The organism is Microcystis sp. Msp_OC_L_20101000_S702 (genome assembly GCF_007095705.1).
Lineage (GTDB): Bacteria > Cyanobacteriota > Cyanobacteriia > Cyanobacteriales > Microcystaceae > Microcystis > Microcystis ichthyoblabe_A.
The window spans coordinates 36,354-55,140 of sequence record NZ_SFBO01000019.1; the positions used below are offsets into that span (position 1 = coordinate 36,354).

The 18,787-nt window shown below is 39.4% G+C and carries 3 protein-coding genes; all 3 read left to right on the forward strand.

What is annotated here, in order from left to right:
• Positions 1 to 130 precede the first annotated feature (130 nt).
• The 3 genes from EWV60_RS02165 to EWV60_RS02175 are packed head-to-tail and all read left to right on the forward strand — an operon-like array spanning position 131 to position 18,762.
• On the forward strand, positions 131 to 8,494 hold the full coding sequence (locus tag EWV60_RS02165) for a non-ribosomal peptide synthetase (protein ID WP_287230582.1): 8,364 nt from the start codon (positions 131 to 133) through the stop codon (positions 8,492 to 8,494).
• A 15-nt stretch (positions 8,495 to 8,509) separates the two neighbouring features.
• Positions 8,510 to 14,890, forward strand: a complete 6,381-nt coding sequence (locus EWV60_RS02170; RefSeq protein ID WP_287230585.1) for a non-ribosomal peptide synthetase — start codon at positions 8,510 to 8,512, stop codon at positions 14,888 to 14,890.
• Positions 14,887 to 18,762 (forward strand): non-ribosomal peptide synthetase, encoded by a 3,876-nt coding sequence (locus EWV60_RS02175; RefSeq protein WP_287230587.1) that lies wholly within the window; start codon positions 14,887 to 14,889, stop codon positions 18,760 to 18,762. The genes EWV60_RS02170 and EWV60_RS02175 overlap by 4 nt, the downstream gene beginning before the upstream one ends.
• The last annotated feature ends 25 nt before the right edge of the window (positions 18,763 to 18,787 follow it).

Here is an 18,787-nt window from a genome sequence, read left to right on the forward strand (position 1 = left end):
AGCAATAATCCCACTCGTCAGAGACAGGAATTATCGCTTTAAGGGAACTGGGAACGGGGAAAAAAGCATTGTACCCCATGACTCTGAATACCGCCATCAACCACTATTTAGGGAAAAAGTTAGAACAGCAATGGAAGCACATCTGGTTTCAATAGATTACCAAATTCGGCAACTTCAAGAAATAGATCCAGTAACTACTCTATTTGGTAATGTAAGTCAGAATAAAACCGGGGAGCAGGATAGCGTTCTTGAGGTCATCTCTACAGATTTACAGGAAAAAATTAACAGTTTAACGGCAAATAATTCTGTTAATAATTTAGCATTTCATCTGGCTGTTGTTCAAGTTTTAATGTTTAAATACACTGCTCAAGTCGAGTTTGCCACGGCTACAGCAGCTTTGAATACAGAAAAATTAGATAGCCTGATATTCTGCCGATTCAATCAACATAATTTTAGTTCATTTAAAGATTTACTAAGGATCATTCGTAAAGATTTACAAGAAGGATACCGCCATCAAAACTATGCGCTGGATAGTCTGGTCAAAACCTTGGCAGCAAGAGGAGGAAATCTAGAGAACATTTTTGACGTTGCTGTGATTAAAGAAGGACTGTGTGCGGACATTTCTTCGTTAAATCGGTTTCAATTAGTTTTTACCATAGAAGCGGATGATAGTGGTATTTCTGTCACTTTTATTAAAGATAAATTTCCCAGAGATTTTGTCAAGAGAATGCTAGGACATTACCTAGAAATCTTAGAAACAGTGACAAGTAATCCCGATATAGATTTGTCAAAAATTGATATATTAACGACCGAAGAACGAGAACAATTGCTGAGAGATTGGAATGATACGGCCATTCAATATCCTGAAAAGCAATGGATTCATCAGCTATTTGAAGAACAAGCCAAACTTTACCCTGAGAGAGGGGCGGTCATTTTTGAAAATCAAGAATTAACTTATCAAGAATTAAATGAAAAAGCCAATCAACTTGGTCATTACCTACAAAAATTAGGAGTAAAACCAGAGGAATTAGTAGGAATTTATCTAGAGCGTTCCTTAGAAATGGTAGTAGGATTATTAGCTGTTTTGAAGGCTGGAGGAGCTTACGTTCCCTTAGATCCTAATTATCCTCAAGAACGCCTAAGTTATCTATTAGAAGATACTGGGGTAAAAGTGATCATTACTGCGGAATCGCTGCGGGGATTGTTGGGGGAATACCGGGGAATTGTTGTTGCTTTGGATACAGATTGGCCAGCAATTTCTCAAGAAAGTCAGAACAATTGTGACAGTGGCGTAACGGGGGAAAATTTAGCCTATGTTATTTATACTTCGGGATCCACAGGTAAGCCTAAAGGCGTAATGAATAATCATAAGGGGATTAGGAATCGTTTGTTGTGGATGCAGGATACTTATCAGTTAACTAAGAGTGATGGCATTTTACAAAAAACCCCTTTTAGTTTCGATGTTTCAGTGTGGGAATTCTTTTGGCCTTTATTAGCGGGTGCAACCCTAGTAGTAGCAAAACCCGAAGGTCATAAAGATAGTACCTATTTAATACAATTGATCCAAAAGCAGCAAATCACTACCCTTCATTTTGTCCCCTCAATGTTGCGAGTTTTTCTGCAAGAACCAGAGCTAAAAGGATGTAGTTCTCTCAAGCGGGTTTTCTGTAGTGGAGAAGCTTTGTCATTAGAGTTAACACAACGCTTTTTTGAGCATTTTGACTGTGAACTTCACAACCTCTATGGTCCGACTGAGGCGGCGATTGATGTGACTTACTGGCCCTGTTTGCCGGAGAATCAAAAAGCTCTAGTGAGTATTGGTCAACCAATTGCCAATACTCAGATTTATATTCTTAATCCGGATTTACAACCAGTTCCTATAGGGATTGTGGGAGAATTACATATTGGTGGCATAGGTTTAGCTCGTGGATACCTCAATCGTCCCGAATTGACGGCCGAGAAATTTATCCCTAATCCTTTTGCTAAGGTCGAAGGAGAAATAGGGGGAGAAATTAGGGCAAAATTATATAAAACGGGAGATTTAGCCCGGTATTTACCCGATGGAAATATTGAATTTTTGGGGCGTATTGACCATCAAGTTAAGATTCGAGGTTTCCGGATTGAGCTTGGGGAAATTGAAACTATACTCAGTCAACATCCAGCAGTTGAGCAAGCGGTAGTCATTGCATCGGAGACAGAAACAGGGAGTAAAACACTAATTGCTTATGTTGTGGGTCAGTCTCAAGAGGGGGAACTCTTGGCGACTTCAGAAAAAGGGCAATTATTCGATGAGCAAATCGAGCAATGGCAAAGCCTCTATAACCAAATTTACAGGCAAACATCGGCAGATTCTCAAGGGATATTTAATATTGTTGGCTGGAATAGTAGTTACACGGGGGAACCTATCCCGGTTGCTCAGATGCGAGAATGGCTAGATGATAAAGTTAAGGTTATTCTCGCTCAAAAACCGAAAAAAGTTCTGGAAATAGGTTGTGGAACCGGGTTAATATTATTCCAAGTTGCTCCCCATTGCCAGTGTTATTGGGGAACCGATATTTCATCAGTAGCCTTAGACCATATTCAGCGAATTAATCAAGAAGGGCCTCAGCTAGAGCAAGTCAGGCTATTGCATAGCACAGCCGATAATTTTGAGGGTTTGGAGTCAGAAGGATTCGATACAATTATCCTTAACTCGGTTGTGCAGTATTTCCCCCATATAGATTACTTACTGAGGGTTTTAGAGGGAGCTATCAAGGTACTAACTTCGGGGGGGTGTATTTTCCTTGGAGATGTGCGAAACTTGCAACTCATGGAAGCTTTTCACGCAGATGTAGAACTTTATAAGGCTAACCCTGAAGATTCGATTAAGGATTTTAAACAGCGAGTACAGAGAAAAATTGAGCAAGAAAATGAATTATTTATTGACCCAGATTTTTTTAGAGCAATTCAGTCCTATTTTCCTCAGATTACTGAAGTCGAGATTCATCTAGAGAGAGGTCAACACCACAACGAATTAACTCAATTCCGTTATAATGTTGTTCTGCGGATTGAAACGATTCTGGATTTTAGCACCGACTTTCCAGAATTAAACTGGACTGAACAGCAGCTGACTTTATCTGAGGCAAGAAATCAACTGGGGAAATCTGAGGGGTTAAGGGTGATAGGTGTCCCTAATTCTCGCTTGTTCAGACCTTTAAAAAGTGTGGAATTGTTGAGGAACTCTCAAGACTTTGGGACAATCGAGGAATTTCAAGCCATTAAATCGGACATTATACCAGAAAATGCCGTAGAACCTGAAGATTTTTCGGCTTTAGCTGAGGATTTATCCCTTTCGGTTTGGGTAACTTGGTCGGATACTCCGGACCGTTACGATGTGATTTTTGCCCCGCTGGAAAATTCCCAGAGAAATTACATCGCTTTTACCCCCACCCACACCGCAAAACCTGAATGGCAACTTTATGCAAATCACCCTTTAAGGTCTAAGTTAAACAGTAAACTGATTCCCCAACTGCGGAGTTATCTGCAAAACCAACTCCCAGAATACATGATACCTCATGCCTTTGTGCAATTGGATGCTATTCCTCTGACAAATAGTGGAAAAATTGACCGTCGCGCCCTACCCTCTCCAAGCTATAACAGTTTAAGGAATTCGGAGAATTTTGTAGCACCTTGTACCCCTCTTGAGGAAATTTTAGCACTGATTTGGGCTGAAGTTTTGGGCATCGAAGAGGTTGGTATTCACGATAATTTTTTTGAACTTGGGGGGGATTCGATTCGGGCAATACAAGTGATCGCTAAGGCGCGACAAATGGGTTTTCATTTTTCCTTACCCCAATTATTGCAACATCAAACCATTCAAGAATTGGCCAATTGCGTTAGCTATGAAATTGATACTTTAGGGACTGAAAAAACGGAAGTTTTTAGTTTAATTTCTCAAGAAGTTCGCCTCAATTTACTGGAGGAAGTGGAGGATGCTTATCCTCTAACTGCTCTACAATTGGGGATGATATTTCATAGTGAATATCAGGGGAATCTATCGGTGTACCATGATGTGTTTACCTATCATATTCGTGCTGATTTTAGTTTTCCAGCTTTACATAGTGCTATTCAGGAGATTGTCCAGCGGCATCCAGTATTACGAACCAGTTTCGCACTCTTTGAATATCAGGAACCCCTACAATTAGTTCATCGACAAATCGATGTTCCTTTAGGATTAGATGACCTAACCCATTTATCTCCTTCTGAACAAGATACGGCTATTGATGATTGGATTGAGCGGGAAAAAATCCGCACTTTTGACTGGAATAGTCCTCCTTTATTTCGCTTTCATCTCCATCGCCGCAGTCAGGATAACTTTAACCTAACTTTCAGTTTTCATCACTCTATTTTAGATGGGTGGAGTGTGGCTTCGTTGCTCACAGAATTGTTACAGCAGTATCTCTACCTTCTCGACAAAAAAGTTCTCCCTCTCTCTCCAACTCCCGCTCTCAGTTTTAGGGATTTTGTCGCCTTAGAAAAGAAAACTGTCCAATCGCCAGAATGCCAGAATTATTGGCAAGAAAAACTCAGAGATGTCACGCTGACTAAACTTCCTCAGTGGTCTAAATCTAATCAAGTTAATCAAGATTGGGATTGGTTCGTTCCTATATCTAGTCAGGTATCTCAGGGATTAAAACAACTCGGTAAACAAGTGGGAGTACCCCTAAAAAGTGTTTTATTGGCGGCTCATTTTCGGGTATTAAGTTTACTGAATAATCAGAGGGATATTGTTACGGGTTTAGTCTCTAATGGACGGTTAGAAGCAGCCGATGGGGAAAAGATATTAGGTTTATTTTTGAATACTTTGCCCCTACGTTTAGAGTTATCTGGAGGTCTTTGGAGCGATTTAGTTAAGCAAGCTTTTGATGTTGAAAGAGAATGCTTATCTTGGCGAAGATATCCCCTCGCTGAGTTACAAAAATCAGGTCAACCTTTGTTTGATACGGCTTTTAATTTTATTCATTTCCATGTTTATCAAGGTATCATCGGGGTGAAAGATTTAGAAGTCTTAGGAGGGAAGTTTTTTAATCAAACTAATTTTACATTGTTAGCTAATTTTAGTCTTCATCCCCTTTCATCTCAAATAGAACTTACCCTTAAATATGATGGGAATTATCTAGGGGAAAAGCAGATGGAGTTAATCGGAGGATACTACGAGAAAACTCTCATCGCTATGGCAACGGAAGGGTTAGAACGTTATGAAACTTGTTGTTTACTTTCTGAGCAAGAACAACATCAATTATTGAAAGAATGGAATGATACTGAGGTTCACTATCCGGATGGGTGTATTCATCAATTGTTTGAGGAGCAAGTTAAGCGCAGTCCTGATGCGATCGCTATTATTACAGAAAATGAACAATTAACCTACCGTCAATTAAACGAAAAAGCGAATCAATTAGGGCATTATTTAGGCAAAAAAGGGTTAAAACCGGAGTCTTTGGTGGGAATTTGCCTAGAACGGACCCCTGAGATGGTTATAGGGTTATTAGCTATTCTCAAAGCAGGGGGAGCTTATGTACCTTTAGATCCAGCTTATCCAACTGAACGCCTCAATGTTATCTTAGAAGATGCTCAAGTTTCCTTGTTGCTAACACAAGCAAAATTAGTAGAGAAATTAGGGAATTATCCAGGGAATCTGGTGATATTAGAGGCAGAAGCCAGAAATATAGCCCTAGAAAGTCCCGAAAACCTCTCTTTACCCGTAAGTTCCAGTAATACCGCTTATGTGATTTATACCTCCGGTTCAACGGGGAAACCAAAAGGGGTTGTCATTGAGCATCACAGCACCACAACCTTACTGAATTGGTCCAAGGAAGTCTTTAGCAGTGAGGAATTAGCGGGGGTTTTGGGAGCTACTTCTATTTGTTTTGATTTGTCAGTATTTGAACTATTTTTGCCCTTGGCTGTGGGGGGTAAGATTATTCTGGCCCAGAATGTTCTAGATTTGCCTAGTTTAAGTGCAGCCAAAGAGGTAACATTAATTAATACCGTACCTACAGCGATCGCTCAACTGCTGGCAATTGAGGCGATACCTGAGACTGTGCAAACGGTAAACCTCGCCGGAGAAGCTTTGTCTAATCAATTGGTACAGAAGCTTTACCAGCAGGAAAACATTAAGAATGTTTATAATCTCTACGGTCCTTCAGAAGATACCACTTATTCCACTTTTAGCTTAGTGCCTAAAGGACACCATGGACAACCGAGTATCGGCCGGCCTATTGCCAATACTCAAGTTTATATTCTGGACTCTTTTAAGCAACCGGTTCCTCTAGGAACTATTGGTGATTTATATATCGGGGGTAAAGGGTTAGCTCGATGTTATCTGAATCAACCTGAATTAACCGCCGAGAAATTTATCTCCAATCCGTTTAGTAATGAACCCAATGCCAAACTCTATAAAACAGGAGATTTAGCCCGATATTTACCCGATGGAAATATTGATTTTTTGGGGCGGGGTGATAATCAGGTAAAATTGCGGGGTTTCCGCATTGAATTAGGAGAAATTGAGGCAACTCTAGGGACTTATCCCCAAGTTAAGCAAAAGGTGGTGAAGGTTTGGGAAGACTCCTATCGGAATAAGAGATTAGTCGCTTATCTAGTAGGAGAAAATAGCCCGATAAATACTGAGGATTTGCGTCGTTTCTTGGGACAGAAATTGCCAGAGTATATGATTCCGGCTCTTTTTGTCTCCTTAGAAACTCTCCCTCTGACTCCCAATGGAAAAATTGACCGTTCCAGATTACCCCTCCCTGAGATACCTTGGACATCTGAGCAGGATTTTGTCCCCCCGCATACTCAGAAAGAAAAGATTTTGGCCAGTATTTGGCAAGATGTTCTCAGCATTAAACAAGTGAGTCGTTATGACCGCTTTTTTGAAGTTGGGGGCGATTCTATTCTCAGTATTCAGGTTGTCGCTCGCGCTCGTCAAGCCGGGTTGAAGATTACCCCTAAACAGATATTTGAATATCCTACTCTTGCTGAACTGGCTACAGTTGCCGATTATTCCACAGCCGAATTAGCTAAACAGGGTTTAGTGACGGGTATTGTGCCTCTCACTCCCATTCAACTGTGGTTTTTTGAGCAAAATCGCGCTGAAATGCACCACTTTAATCAGTCTGTCCTCTTAGAAGTTCCCCATCACCTGAAAGCTGATTTGTTAGCTCAATCTCTGAGAAAATTAATTGAACATCATGACGCTTTGCGGTTACGGTTTACTGTGGAGGAAGGACAATGGCAACAAGTCAATGAAGGAATGCCGGAGGAAGTACCTTTTGAAGTGATTGATTTGTCTTCTATTCCTCAATCTCAGCAAAGGGAAACTCTCTTAGCAATGGCAACAACTCAACAGGCAAGTTTAAACCTCTCTACTGGACTATTAATCAAGGCGGTACTATTTGAATTGGCGCCCTATCAACCCAGTCGGTTACTGATTATTATTCATCACTTGGGGGTTGATGGTGTATCTTGGCGAATTTTGTTAGAAGATTTATTGATGACTTATCAACAGCTAGAAAGGGGGGAGAATGTAGAACTTCCACCAAAAACCATAGCCTTTCAGGATTGGGCGCTTCTCTTGAGGGATTATGGACAAGGGGAAAAAGCGAAAGAGCCATTAGACTATTGGTTAACTCAACCTTGGTTGGAGGCGAGAAATTTACCTGTAGATAACGAGGCTGGAAAACAATACAATACAGTAGCAACGGCAAATGATGTCACGGTGACTCTAGATGAAGAACAAACCCGCACCCTCTTGCAAAAAGTCCCCGCTGCCTATAACACACAAATTAATGAGGTTTTGTTAACCGCTTTAGCAGAAACTTTGACAGAATGGACAGAAAATTTGACCATATCTCTTGATTTAGAAGGACACGGACGAGAAGATTTGTTCAGTGAGGTTGACTTATCGAGGACGGTAGGTTGGTTTACCAGTCTTTTTCCGGTTATTTTGCGACTCCCCCCCGAAAATCACCCCGGTGAGCGGCTCAAATCTATTAAAGAACAGTTACGAGCTATTCCTCACAGGGGAATTGGCTATGGAATTTCGCGATATTTGAGTGATGATGCTGATATTAAGTCTCAATTAGCTGAAATTCCTGCCAGAGAAGTTTTGTTTAATTATTTAGGTCAATTTGAGCAAGGACAATTGCAAAAAGGGGATTGGAAATTAGCGGATGAGTCTAAGGGGCCTAATCACAGTCTTAAGGGACATCGTAGTCATTTATTAGAGATTACGGCCAGAGTTATCGAGGGACAGTTACAAGTAAACTGGACTTATAGCGATCTCATCTATGAACGTTCGACGGTAGAATATTTAGGGCGCAGCTATAAAGAAGCTTTGCTGAAATTGATTGAGCATTGTTTATCTCCTGATGCTGGGGGTTACACTCCCTCAGATTTTCCAGTAGCGCACTTGAATCAACAGGAATTAGACGATATTCTGGCAGAAATTGACTAATAAGGAGAATCTTTCATGGCAGACACAAAAAATCAACCCGCCAAAAATGTGGAGTCTATTTATCCTCTTTCCCCCATGCAAGAAGGGATGCTCTTTCATAGTCTTTATACTCCTGATTCAGGGATTTATTGTAGTCAAACTCTAATTACTCTGGAGGGAGAAATTAACCTTACAGTTTTTAGGCAAGCGTGGGAAAAGGTTGTAGAGCGTCACTCGGTATTAAGGACTCTATTTCTTTGGGAAAAACGGGAAAACCCTCTGCAAATTGTGCGAAAAAAGGTTGATTTGCCTTGGGATTATCAAGATTGGCGCAATCTTTCCCCCACAGAACAACAACAACGTTTAGATTTATTGTTACAAACAGAGCGTCAACAAGGGTTTGAACTCAAAGTTGCTCCTTTAATGCGCTGCTTGATAATTCAACTATCGGACCAAACTTATAAATTCCTCTGCAATCATCATCATATTATTCTGGATGGTTGGAGTATGCCTATTATTTATCAAGAAGTTTTAGGGTTTTATGAGGCAGGTATTCAAGGGAAAAGTTATCATCTTCCTTTGCCGCGTCCTTATCAAGATTATATTGTTTGGTTACAGGAGCAAAACCCATCTATTGCTGAGAGTTTTTGGCAGCGAACTCTTGAAGGGTTTATGACTCCCACCCCCCTGAGGGTGGACAGACTCCAGTTAATGAAATCTGAAGGTAAGCCAACTTATAAAGAGTATAACTGTCATTTATCGGCTTCTCACTCCAAAGACCTGCAATCTTTGGCGCAAAAGCATAATCTGACCTTATCTACTCTAGTACAGGCCGCTTGGGCGATTCTTCTCAGTCGCTATAGTGGGGAGTCAGAAGTTTTATTTGGGGTTACGGTTTCTGGTCGCCCCCATGATTTATCAGGGGTAGAACATAGGGTAGGATTATTTATTAATACATTGCCGCTGCGAGTCTCCATCAGAGAATCAGATTTATTGCTATCTTGGTTACAGGAATTACAGCAAAAGCAAGCAGAAATTCAGGATTATGCTTATGTTTCTCTGGCTGAAATACAGAGATTAAGTGATATTCCACCGGGGATTCCCCTGTTTGAGAGTTTGGTCGTTTTTGAGAATTATCCTAGAGAAGCGTTATCGAGAGATTCTCGTCAATCCTTAAGGGTTAAGGATGTGGAGAATTTTGAGGAAACTAATTATCCTTTGACGGTGGTTGCTATTCCTAGACAAGAGTTACTGATTCAGTTAGTCTATGATACTAGCCGTTTTACTCAGGATACGATTGAACGGATGGCAGCACATTTACAGACTATTTTAACAGGGATTGTTACTGATACTCGGCAACGGGTAACACAATTACCTATATTGACAACACAAGAGCAACATCAGTTATTAGTAGAGTGGAACAATACCGAGGCAGATTATCTTTTAGATAAGTCTTTACATCAATTATTTGAAGAACAAGCTGCACAGAATCCGCAGGGAATAGCGGTTATTTTTGAAGACCAAAAATTAACCTATCAACAGTTAAATAATCGGGGCAATCAGTTAGCTCACTGTTTACGAGATAAGGGTGTAGGTCCAGAAAGTTTGGTCGGGATTTTTATGGAGCGTTCCCTAGGGATGGTCATCGGTTTATTAGGGATATTAAAAGCCGGGGGAGCTTATGTACCTTTAGATCCGGATTATCCTACCGAGCGCTTGGGGGATATCCTCTCAGATTCGGGGGTTTCTTTGGTGTTAACTCAGGAATCTTTAGGGGATTTTCTTCCCCAAACTGGGGCCGAGTTACTGTGTTTAGATAGGGATTGGGAAAAGATAGCTACCTATAGTCCAGAAAATCCCTTCAATCTAACGACTCCTGAGAATTTAGCCTATGTTATTTATACATCAGGTTCAACGGGAAAACCCAAAGGCGTGATGAATATTCATAGAGGAATTTGTAATACTCTGAAATATACTATTGGTCATTATAATATTACCTCTGAAGACCGCATTCTCCAAATTATTTCCTTGAGTTTTGATGGTTCAGTCTGGGAAATTTTTTCGTCTTTAATATCTGGTGCTTCTCTAGTCGTGGCTAAACCTGACGGGTATAAAGATATAGATTATCTAATAGATTTAATTGTGCAAGAACAAGTAACTTATTTCACTTGTGTTCCCTCAATATTGCGAGTTTTTCTGCAACATCCCAAGAGCAAATATTGCCACTATTTAAAACGAGTAATTGTCGGGGGAGAAGCCTTATCTTATGAACTCAATCAACGATTTTTTCAGCAGTTAAACTGTGAATTATATAACGCTTATGGACCAACAGAAGTAGCGGTTGAGACTACTATCTGGTGCTGTCAGCCAAATTCCCAAATTTCTATTGGAACTCCCATTGCTAATGCCCAGATTTACATTCTCGACAGTTATCTCCAACCGGTTCCTATTGGTGTTGCTGGAGAATTACATATTGGTGGAATGGGTTTAGCGCGTGGATATCTCAATCGTCCCCAATTGACGGCTGAAAAATTTATTCCTCATCCTTTTGCTCAGGGGAAATTATATAAAACCGGAGATTTAGCTCGCTATCTTCCTGACGGCAATATTGAATATTTAGGGCGGATTGATAATCAAGTCAAGCTGAGAGGTTTACGCATTGAATTAGGAGAAATTCAGACAGTTTTAGAAACTCATCCCAACGTTGAACAAACTGTTGTGATTATGCGGGAAGATACCTTATATAATCAACGGTTAGTTGCTTATGTAATCAGAAAAAATTCTTTATTAACTCCTCAGGATCTGCGTCGTTTCTTACAGCAGCAACTGCCCGCTTATATGGTGCCTTCTGCCTTTGTCCTGTTGTCGGATTTTCCCTTAAATAACAATGGCAAGATAGACAGGAAAAAATTACCTATCCCCGATGAGACATCAATTATTGAATCTGCTTATATAGCCCCAAGAAATGAAAAAGAAAGCCTCTTAGCTCAGATTTGGCAAGATGTTCTTCAGGTATCCAAAATAGGGGTTAGTGACAACTTCTTTGAGTTAGGAGGACATAGCTTAAAAGCTATTTCTCTAGTGAGTAAAATTCAGGAAAAGTTAGGTCAATCTTTGCCTATTAAACAAGTATTTGCTCATCCTACCATTGCTGAACAAGCAGTATTATTAAGCACTGTTACCCCTCTGACGGTAGCCACTATTCCCCTTGTATCTGCACAAGAAACCTACGAAACATCCCATGCTCAGAGACGTTTCTATGTCTTGCAACAGATGGATCTCAATAATGTAGCTTATCATATTGTTTCCACTCTCAAAATAGCAGGAGATTTTAGCCCAGATGTCTTTGAAAAAGCCATACAATTATTGATTTCCCGTCATGAATCCCTGCGGACATCTTTCATTTTAATTAACGGTGAACCACAACAGAAAATCCTGCAAAATAGTCCTTTTGATTGGGAATTTAAAGACTGGACAAATAAACCTGATGAAGAAATCCTAGAAACGATTGCAAAAGAGAGAAAACCGTTTGACTTAGAGAAAAGTCCCCTGGTGCGCTCTAAGATTTATAAACTATCTCCGAATGAATATATTTTAGAGCTAGAAATTCATCATATTATCTGTGATGGTTGGTCAATGAGTTTGTTAGCTAAAGAATGCTTACAATACTACTCTGATTTAGCCAAAGGATTACAGCCTAGTATAGAGCCATTGCCGATACAATATAAAGATTATGCAGGATGGCAAAATAATCTTTTAAGAAGCGAAGATAATCCCAAAAACTTAGATTACTGGCGGCAAAAACTGGACAATGGACAACTGACCAGAGTTCACTTACCGACAGACTTTAAACGTCCCCAAATAAAGACGTTTAAGGGTTCTCATTTAAGCTGGACATTTGACCGAGAAACGATTTCTAAATTAAGAAAAATTTGTCAAGAAAACGAAATCACCCTATTCATGGCATTGGTAGCGGCTGTCAAAATATTACTGTATCGCTACAGTGGTCAACATGATATTACTATTGGTACAGAAATCGCCACCAGAAGCCATCCTCAACTGCAATCTCTAATCGGTTTATTTCTCAATACCTTAGTTATTCGTGACCAAATTGAACCCGAAAAAGGCTACAAAAATCTACTCGCAAAGGTTCGTCAAACCGTTACCGAAGCCTTAGAACATTCCGATTATCCCTTTGATATTTTAGTAGAAAAATTAGCTGTTTCTAGAGAAATTAACCGCACTCCCTTGTTTGATATATTAGTCCTTCTGCAAAATTTTGATCAACCTGTAGGCTTGGAAAATATACAAATAAAATCTCTAGATTCCCTGACCCCGACCAGTAAGTTTGATCTATCTTTTGTGTTTAGTGAAGATCAGGAAAAACTCAGATTAGAGCTAATTTATAACACCGACTTATTCCAAGAGGAGAGGATGAAAAAATGTCTCATTCACTTCGATAAACTCTTGAATGAAATGCTATCTAACCCCGCCCAACCCGTCAAAGACATTTCTTTGTTATCGGCAGCAGAAACCGCTTTTATTGCCAATTTTATCAATCCTATTCCTCGCTTAGAAACCCGTACTATTATCCATGATTTTATTGACCAAGTTGCAGCCAAACCGGAGAAAACATCGATTATTTATCCAGGGGGTAAATTTAGCTATCAAGAATTACATGAACTAACTAACTTTTGGGCTTATGCCTTAAAAGAATTAGGCGTGGAAAAAGATAAGGTTTGTGGTGTTCTCCTAGAAGGAGATTATCGTCAGTTAATCGCTATGCTGGCAGTATTTAAAGCCGGAGGAATCTATTTACCTCTACGTTTAGATGAACCAGAGGAGCGCCGGCAACGCATGATGATTAAAACTAGCCCCGAAATTATCTTAGTTGCGGCTGAGAATTTAGAGGGGATTAAACCCCAACTATCCGCATTAGAAAAACCGCCTCATATCTTAGTGGTTAAGGCTCATAAAATTCAGCAATATCATCAGTGGAATGGCATGGATTATCAAGAGTTTCCTTGCCAATTAAGCAACCTGAAACCCGTTCTAGCTATGCCGGATGCTGATGATTCTAATTATATTATGTTTACTTCTGGCTCAACCGGTGAACCTAAAGCAATCTTAGGCAGTCACGGCAGCTTACGTCATTTCATTAATTGGGAAAAACGGGAATTTGACATCAATGAGAATTGGCGCTGTTTACAAATTGCTCAAATTAATTTTGATGCTTATTTGAGGGAAACCTGTGTGACTTTATGCTCAGGGGGAACTCTGTATATTCCAGAGAGTACAGAGCGAGAAGACTTAGAGCTTTTATTACTGCGAATAGGAGAATGGGAAATCAATTTACTACACACTGTCCCCTCGGTAATGCGTCTGTTTTTAAAGATAGGGCGTGGTTTAGTTAATGCACATAATCTCCTGAAAAGTTTGCGAATTTTTGTCTTAGGAGGAGAGCCTTTATTTGTGAAAGAACTGGCTGAATGGCATCAAATTTTTGGCTCTCAGACAGAATTTGTGAATATTTATGGGGCAAGTGAAACTACATTTGTTAAGCATTTTTATCGAATTCCTAACCCTAATAATATTCCCTATGAACGGGTTCCGGGTGGTCAAACTTTGCCAGATGCCGCTTATGCAGTGGTTGATGGAAATCGCGCCAGGGCAATAGGAGAAGTAGGAGAAGTGTTCGTTAAATCCCCCTATTTAACCAAAGGTTATTATCAAGATGAAAGCTTAACTCATTCAGTTTTTGTGCCTAATCCTTTGAATGGGGGGAGGGATATAGTTTATCGTACTGGAGACTTAGGCAGACTGCTTCCTGATCTAACTTTAGAAGTAATAGGACGCAGTGACAACCAAATTAAATTAAATGGGGTACGGATTGAATTAGGAGAGATTGAAGATGTCCTCAGTGGGATTGAGGGAGTAGAAAAAGCCTTAGTTATGGCTAATAAAAAGGAGGAATTAGTAACCGTAATTGCTTATTATCAAGCAGAGGATACAGTTCATCAGGAATATATTCGAGGTAAACTAAAGCAACTCTTACCGATTTATATGCAGCCTAGCTTTTTAATGCGGTTAGAAGCTTTTCCCTTGTTACCCAATGGAAAAATTCATCATCTAGCTTTGCCAAAACCCGAAGAAAATATTACTGACTCAACTAACCAAGTCCCAGATTTTAATCCACAAGAAGCTTTATTAGCTTCCCTTTGGGGTGAGTTATTAGAAGCAGAAGTTGGTAACAGTAATCAGTCATTTTTTGAACTAGGAGGAAACAGTCTGAAGGCGATGCGCTTAGTGTCACAAATCCGTAATCAATTTGGAGTTTCTCTCCGATTACGGGAAATTTTTACCCATAATACTTTAAAAGAACAAGCTGTATTAATTCAATCCCGACAAAAACGATGATCAACTTACCACAATCTGACTCAATTAACCCACTGGAAAAACAACAATATTACCAAGTCTCTCACGGTCAAAGAAGGCTTTGGATTTTGCAGCATATCAGCGAATCTTCTAGTGCTTATAATATTAGGCTTGCCATGAGAATTAATGGCAAGTTAGATGTTTCTATATTAACAGCAGCCTTTCAAGAACTGGTGAACCGTCATGAAATTCTCAGAACCACTTTTACCAGTGTTGGGGGCAATATTAAGCAAGTTATTCATGAGCAAATCCCCACAGAACAGTTAATCATTTTTAAAGATTTAAGAGCAGAAAAAGATGCTGAACTCTTGGCGGATGATTTAATTCAAGAGTCGGCAAATTTACCTTTTAGTTTAGAAAAGTTGCCCCTTATTCGGGTCTTATTGGTGCAGATTAAGTCAGAAGAATTTATCTTTGGTTTGACTGTCCATCATATTATTGGAGATGCACAATCACTTGATATTATCTTTCAAGAGTTCTTTACATTATACTCTGCTTATACTCAACAAAAAAAAGCTGAATTATCCCCTCTTACCCTACAGTATAAAGATTATGCGGCATGGCAAAATCAGTGGTTAGAAAGTGAAGAAGTTAGAGAACAACATGAGTATTGGTGTGAGGTTTTTTCCGAACATCCCTCTATCTTAAACTTACCGATAGACTTCCCTCGACCTCAAGTAAAATCTTCTCAAGCGGCTTCTCACACTTATCAATTTAGTCAGAGTCTTAGCCAACAATTACAAACCTTTGCAACTCAAAATAATACGACCCTATTTATTACCCTACTGACCTTCTTTAAAATATTACTCTACCGCCACACCGGCCAGCGTGATTTAGTAGTCGGTATCCCTATTTCAGCACGAAATCATCCTGATTTAGAAAACCAAATCGGGTTTTATGTTAACACCTTGGCTTTGAGATCTTTATTACCAGAGGGAGTAACTTTTAAGCAAGTGTTAGGGGAAGTAACTAACACCTGTCTTGATGCTTATGAATATCGTGATTATCCTTTTGATAAATTAGTATCCGCTCTCAATTTAGAACGTGATTTGTCCAGAAATCCCTTATTTGATGTCATGTTTTCTCTACTGAGTAAAGAAAGCAAAACTGTCTTAAAAATTCCAGGTTTGGAACATCAACCTTATCTCTTAAAACCACGGATGGCTCAATTTGATATGACTTGGAGCTTCTTTGAAGATAGTCATAATCTTACATTAGTGATCGAATATGAGCCAGATTTATTTTTGCCTGAAACCATCGCCAGAATGAACGGTCACTTTTTACAAATTATTAAAAGTGTAATTCAGAATCCCGATGGTAAATTATCTGAGATTAATTTATTAACCCCTGAAGAACAGCATCAATTACTAATAGAGTGGAATCAAACCGAAGTTGCTTATCCTCAACAGTGTTTGCACCAGTTATTTGAAGAAAGAGTTAGAGATAATCCCGAGGCAATAGCTCTTATTTTTGAGGGCAAAAAATTGACCTATCGAGAGTTAAATAGTCGAGCTAATCAAGTCGGTCACTATTTACAAGAAAAAGGCGTAACTTCAGAAGTTTTAGTGGGGATTTTTATTGAGCGTTCTTTTGAGATGATCATCGGAATATTGGGAATTATGAAAGCTGGGGGAGCTTATGTTCCTTTGGATCCTAATTATCCCCCTGAGCGCTTGGATTATATGATATCTGATTCGGCTATCTCTCTGTTGTTAACTCAACAATCTTTAGTCCAATTTCTGCCAGAAAATCAAGCCGAAATACTGTGTTTAGATACAGATTGGTCAAGGATAGCTAATTATAGTCAAGAGAATTTGACCTCTCCAGTTAAACCAGAAAATTTAGCTTATGTTATATACACTTCTGGTTCAACAGGAAAACCTAAAGGTGTGATGAATATTCATAGAGGAATTTGCAATACTCTAAAATACAATATTGATAATTATAATCTTAACTCTGAAGAGCGCATTCTCCAAATTACTCCCTTTAGTTTTGATGTTTCAGTTTGGGAAGTTTTCTCATCTTTAACATCTGGTGCTACCCTAGTCGTGGCTAAACCTGACGGGTATAAAGATATAGATTATTTAATAGATTTAATTGTGCAAGAACAAGTAACTTATTTCACTTGTGTTCCCTCAATATTGCGAGTTTTTCTGCAACATCCCAAGAGCAAAGATTGCCACTGTTTAAAACGCGTAATTGCCGGGGGAGAAGCCTTATCTTATGAACTCAATCAACGATTTTTTCAGCAGTTAAACTGTGAATTATATAACGCTTATGGACCAACAGAAGCCGCCGTTGATGCTACTGTCTGGTGCTGTCAGCCAAATTCCCAGTTAATTCCTATTGGACGTCCCATTGCTAATGCCCAAGTTTATATCCTCGACAGTTATCTCCAACCGGTTCCTATTGGTGTTGCTGGAGAATTACATATTGGTGGAATGGGTTTAGCGCGTGGATACCTCAACCAACCTGAATTAACGGCTGAAAAATTTATTCCTCATCCTTTTGCTCAGGGGAAATTATATAAAACCGGGGATTTAGCTCGCTATCTTCCTGAGGGCAATATTGAATATTTAGGGCGGATTGATAATCAAGTCAAGCTGAGAGGTTTACGCATTGAATTAGGAGAAATTCAGACGGTTTTAGAAACTCATCCCAACGTTGAACAAACTGTTGTGATTATGCGGGAAGATACCTTATATAATCAACGGTTAGTTGCTTATGTAATCAGAAAAGATACTTTATTAACTTCCCAGGATTTGCGTCGTTTCTTACAGCATAAATTACCCGTTTACATGATCCCTTCTGCCTTTGTCATGTTGTCGGATTTTCCCTTAAATCCTAATGGGAAAATAGACATTCATAAATTGCCTATACCGGATGAGACTTCTCTGGTTGAATCACCCTATTTAGCCCCCCGCAATTCAACGGAAACTATCTTAGTAAGCCTTTGGCAACAACTTCTACAAGCTGGCAAGATAGGGGTTAATGATAACTTCTTTGAGTTGGGTGGTCATTCCTTACAAGCTATGAATCTTATGGCTTTAATTTATGAAAAAATGGCCATAGAAATTCCTTTATCAATGATTTATGAAAAGCCAACAGTAGCCGAATTAAGCGATTATATTATCTATGCTCAGGAGATGAATATTCAACCGAAAGAACGTCCTTATGTGGTGTTTAATAAGGAGCAAAAAAAAGCCGTCTTTTTATTTCCTCCCGCCCTTGGTTTCGCTGCTGCTTATGCCAATTTAGCGGAGTATATAACGGATTATGCTCTCTATACTTTCCGGTATATTAGCGATGAATTAATGTTAGAAAAATACGCTGAATTAATTGAGGATTTGGCTCAGAATCAAGATATAAAATTAATGGGACATTCCGCCGGCGGATTTTTAGCGATGTTAATGGCTCAACAATTAGAAAGTCGAGGGAGAGTTGTTTCTGATGTCATTTTACTGGATACTTACAGAGGAGGACGTGAGGCTAAAAAAGCTGATATGTCAGAGATTCAAGAAGGGGTTGATGCTTTCTTATTAAATCCCAAACGTCAGGAATTAAGAGGTTACTTTTTAGAGAATCAAAAACTCCGCAATCGCACTTATAATCAAGTGTGGGAATACTTTAATTTTCTTTGGAATTCTGATTTAAAAAATGTACAAATTCAAGGGACTATTCATTTGATTCGTGCTGAGGGAAACTATGAAGCTCAAGATGATTGGACACAAGCAACAAAAGGGGAAAGAATCAATCATTATGCCACTGGTATTCATCGTGAAATGATTGATCCTCCTTATCTTCCCAAAAACGCTCTGATTATCAATAGTATTCTTAACCCAAAACAGTCGTAACCGTTTAGGTGGCGGACGAAATCTG